Consider the following 4,598-nt stretch of genomic DNA (forward strand, 5'->3'; position numbering starts at 1 on the left):
GCCGGTAGGCTGGGAACTTCCCGTATGCCGCATTCTTGGAGCATCTCCTGCTTCCTGAAGGTTCATCCCAAAATCGACCATGTTCACTACCACCTGGGCATGCCCCTGAGGTTGTACGGCCCCTCCCATTAGTCCGAAACTTATCAAGGGTTTCCCATCTTTCGTAATAAAAGCAGGAATTATGGTATGGAATGGTCTTTTCCCCGGTTCAAGGGCATTGGCATGTGCCTTATCCTGAACATTAAACATCTGTCCCCTGTTTTGTAAAACAAAACCCAACCCATCCGGCACCATTCCGGAAGCAAATTCCGAATAGATACTCTGAATGAGCGATACCATATTTCCCTCTTTGTCTGCCACTGTTAAATAGGTAGTATTTCCACTCTCAATTTCAAAATCACCTGCTGCATAGCTGTTGGCAGCCATGTCTGGACTAATCAGTGCCCGTCTCTGGGCCGCATATTCCTTGGATAATAATTGAGGCAATGGGATCGTATTGAAATCCGGATCGGCATAGTGTTTTGCCCTGTCCTCATAGGCCAGTTTTTTAGCCTCGGTAAGGACATGGAGGTATTCTGCACTGCCAAACCCCATGGCAGCAATGTCATAGCCCTCCAGAATATTCAGAATCTGCAGCACTGCGGTCCCCTGGCCGTTTGGAGGCAACTCCCAGACATCAAAACCACGATAATTGACAGATACAGGCTCTACCCAATTAGAAGTATGGCCAGCCAGGTCTTCATAGGACAAAAAGCCACCATTTTTTTTCATAAAACCGTCTATGGTACGGGCAATTGAGCCTTTATAAAAAGCATCTCGCCCGCCTTTTGCAATCATTTCATAGGTGTTGGAAAGGGCAGGGTTTTTAAAGACTTCCCCCTTTTTTGGGGGCTGGCCGTTAGGAAGGTAGGTCTCTGCAAAGCCTGGCAATTTTTCCATGCCCTCATAATTACTGGCCATTTCATAGGCGATTACCTCGGATACCGGAAAACCTTCCCGCCCATAGTTGATGGCTGGTTGTAATAATTGCGCCATAGATAGCTTTCCAAATTTCCCATGCATGGCAAACCAGCCGTCTACACAGCCTGGTACAGATACAGGCAATGGCCCGTGCAGCGGCACGTATTTTAAGTCGTTCTCCATAAAATAATCAATGGTCAGGGATCGCGGGGCACGGCCGCTACCATTAAAACCATATAGCTTTTCTTCTTTAGCATCCCAAACAATAGCGAAAATGTCGCCCCCAATACCACAACTGGCGGGTTCTACTAAACCCAGTACTGCGTTTGCAGCAATAGCAGCATCCATGGCGCTGCCACCATTTTTAAGTATGTCTAAGGCTACTTGTGTGGCCAGCGGCTGACTGGTTGCGGCCATCCCGTTACGTGCCAGTATTTCCGATCGTGTGGTAAAGGTTTCCCCGGTAAGCCGGTCTTGTGCCCAATTAGTTGTGGAAATACAAATTAAAAAGAAATAAGTACATAGCTTTTTCATAGACTGCTTTTTCTTGGTTTAAAGCTAGCAAAAAGTAGGTAGATACAAGGCATTCATCATCAGATTACTCTTCCCTAAAAAATTCCTAACCGAACTGTGATGGTATAAAATCTTAATGAAGTCCGGAAGTTTCCCGTTTTAAGATTGCTGCGAGCAAGGATCCAGTCCAAATACCTACTATTTTTCCCGACTTTATGAGCCTTGTGTAACAAATGTTACTCCTAAGCCTGGTTTTTAATCCTATATTTTCGGCTCGTAATAAGACACAAAAACCTAACTAATCTAATTCACGATGAAAAAAGACTTTGAAACAAAATTTACGGGCTGGACCTTTCTTGTTGCTGCCCTCTTAGTATGGGGGGGCTGGTTCTTATCACCTCACCATGTAGGTGAGTACATTGTAGCTTCCGACTTTGGGCCCATTGGGGACGATGTTTGGTTTTGGATCTGGATGTTCCGCGTCCATATTTTTGGATGGGTCATCATGGCCATTGCCATGTTCTCACTCTTGTCTATCACCTTCGAAAAACCCTATCGGGTTATGCTTGTACCCGGTGCCGGTATGGTTATCGCAGGAACCATGACGCTTGCCATTGCCTCGGCATTTTATTACAATTTCGGTGCCTGGGGAGTAGGCCAAACGGCAGGAATGTCGGCCACAGAAATTCAGGAATTCATGGACAGTATCTTATATACAAACCAATATGTTACCTGTTTTGTGCGCTTTGGACGTGTATTTTCAGGGGTTGGTTTGGTCTTATTAGGCCTTGGACTGGTAAAATGGAAAATCCTAGCTGCCTGGTTAGGTTGGTTTACTGTGGTATTGGGTCTTGCCGCCATGGGGATCGTTATGGGGATTCCAGAACATTTTGAAATATATAAACCTATTTTTCATGTAAAAGTTATCTGGCTGGTGGCTATGGGTGTTGTTCTTTTAACGCAAGGGATTCGCCTTCCTAAAAAGACCTCCGAATAAGAAAGACGCCTATGCTGTTAAGCTTTTAAAAAATAATAGTCCCTGAGATTCAATCGAAAATCAGGGACTTTTTTTTGTCATTCTGAGAGCGCGGATTTACAATCCGTGCTTATATTTACCCCATGAATAAAAGAGTTACCAGATGGCGTGGATTTGTAATCCGCGCTTAATATTAACCCATAAAAATGAGAGTTACCTCTAGTTCATTTTCCAGTTCGGAATAATTTCTTGCAGAACTAAACACATAGTCCTCAGGGGAAGCAACAATTTTTTCTGCTACCGGATTGTTGTGTTTATACTGTACTTTTTGTTTAATAAACCAGTTAGATTTAGCGATCTGTGCATGATAACCATCTTGCCAAACTTTGTATTTTTGGCCTCTTTTCAAATGTTGGCAGGCTTTTTTAAAATGGTCGAGCATCCACTCCCTCCTACTCTCCGGAAATTCCATGATGTTTTGTATGATTTTCTTTGAAGTATGCTTCTTAAAATCGCGCATAATATCGGAAAGCACAGAACCTTCTTCTGCCTTACAAAGTAGATGTACATGGCTGGGCATAATACAATATGCATAAATTTCAAGGCCTTTCTTTTTTTGGCAATACATCAAACTTTGTATTAAAACATACTTTTGCCTCAACCTTGTAAAGACATCTATCCAACCTACAGATGTAATGGTAACAAAATAGGCCACATCTGGCATAGTGGCTTTGTATTTTGTAGACACTTTCGTTTTAAGACAAAGATAATAGCCCGCACTGCAGCTTATCAACAGGAAAATTTTTTATAGAAAATCACGGATTGCAAATCCGCGTTATATAGATAAAATGTTTACTAGAAAAAAGCACGGATTGCAAATCCGCGCTATATCGAAGGTTTTGAGTTTCCTGTTTTATGAAGTACTTTAAAGCCAGAATACGTACTAACAATTATGCGCGCAGCTGTCTTTGAAACATTCCAGGGCCCTATTACCATTCAAACCGTGGCCGATCCTACACCCAGAGAACATGGGGTGGTAGTTAAAGTAACTGCCACCGGTTTGTGCCGGAGTGACTGGCATGGATGGATGGGCCATGACCCGGATATTAATTTGCCACACGTACCCGGCCATGAACTGGCCGGTGTCATTGAAGCTGTTGGAAAGGGAGTTAAGAAATTTCAAACCGGAGACCGGGTAACAGTACCCTTTGTTTGCGGGTGTGGAAGCTGCCCACAGTGCACTTCCGGAAACCATCAGGTATGTGACCGGCAGTCGCAGCCGGGTTTTACCCATTGGGGTTCTTTTGCCGAGTATGTAGCGCTGGATTATGCCGATACCAATCTGGTTCTGCTACCAGAAGAAATCAATGATGTTACGGCGGCCACTCTGGGGTGCCGCTTTATTACCTCCTTCCGGGCCATAGTAGAACAAGGAAAAGTAGCAAAAGGTCAATTTGTGGCAGTACACGGTTGTGGCGGGGTAGGCTTGTCTGCTATTATGATCGCCACAGCCCTTGGGGCACATGTAATAGCTATAGATATTAATAAGGATGCACTTGCCATAGCGAGGGAAATGGGAGCCATAGCCCTGGTGAACGCCTCAAACAACGCTAATGTGGTCTCAGAAGTAAAAGCCATTACCAAGGGTGGTGCCCATGTTTCTATTGATGCCCTGGGAAGTCAGCATACTTGCTATAACTCTATTGCCAATCTTCGTAAAAGGGGAAAACATATACAGGTGGGTTTAATGACGGGGGACCATCAACATCCTAATACCCCTATGGATTTAGTAGTTGCCAACGAACTGGAGATCCTGGGGAGCCACGGTATGCAGGCCCATAAATATCCGGAAATGCTGAAAATGATCAGAGACGGCCAGCTACATCCGGAAAGGCTTATCGAAAAAACCATCTCTTTAGAAGAAGCGACTAAAGCTTTGCCGCGGATGGGCAATTTTGATCATAAAGGGATTATGGTGATCACTTCATTTTGAGTCCTTCACTCCTGGAAAACCCTGTCATGGAAATACGTCGAACTTTGTAGTAAAACAAAGTTCGCGTCTACTGTGTAAAGACATTTATCCAACCTATCGTGGCAATGATAATAGAACAGGCCACTTCTGGCATGGTGGTTTTGTATTTTGTAGATA

4 protein-coding genes are annotated in these 4,598 nt (G+C 44.1%); 2 read left to right on the top strand and 2 right to left on the bottom strand.

The features are described from left to right. A partial coding sequence (ggt, locus tag WBM49_RS03735) for a gamma-glutamyltransferase (protein WP_424370724.1) occupies positions 1-1,494 on the bottom strand: 1,494 nt, incomplete at its 3' end. 292 nt (positions 1,495-1,786) lie between these two features. Here ggt and WBM49_RS03740 point away from each other — a divergent pair. Further along, positions 1,787-2,470 carry a hypothetical protein gene (locus WBM49_RS03740; protein WP_424370725.1) on the top strand — a complete coding sequence of 228 codons (684 nt, stop codon included), beginning with the start codon at positions 1,787-1,789 and terminating at the stop codon, positions 2,468-2,470. Positions 2,471-2,642: 172 nt separating this feature from the next. On the opposite strand, the gene WBM49_RS03745 is transcribed toward WBM49_RS03740, so the two are convergent. After that, positions 2,643-3,197, bottom strand: coding sequence for an REP-associated tyrosine transposase (locus WBM49_RS03745; protein ID WP_424370726.1), 555 nt, complete (start codon positions 3,195-3,197; stop codon positions 2,643-2,645). Positions 3,198-3,401: 204 nt separating this feature from the next. Here WBM49_RS03745 and WBM49_RS03750 point away from each other — a divergent pair, with 204 nt between their 5' ends. Further along, positions 3,402-4,442 (top strand): zinc-dependent alcohol dehydrogenase family protein, encoded by a 1,041-nt coding sequence (locus WBM49_RS03750; RefSeq protein ID WP_424370727.1) that lies wholly within the window; start codon positions 3,402-3,404, stop codon positions 4,440-4,442. Positions 4,443-4,598 lie beyond the last annotated feature (156 nt).

Origin of the sequence: Muriicola sp., from assembly GCF_049669965.1 — a bacterium.
Lineage (GTDB): Bacteria > Bacteroidota > Bacteroidia > Flavobacteriales > Flavobacteriaceae > Muriicola.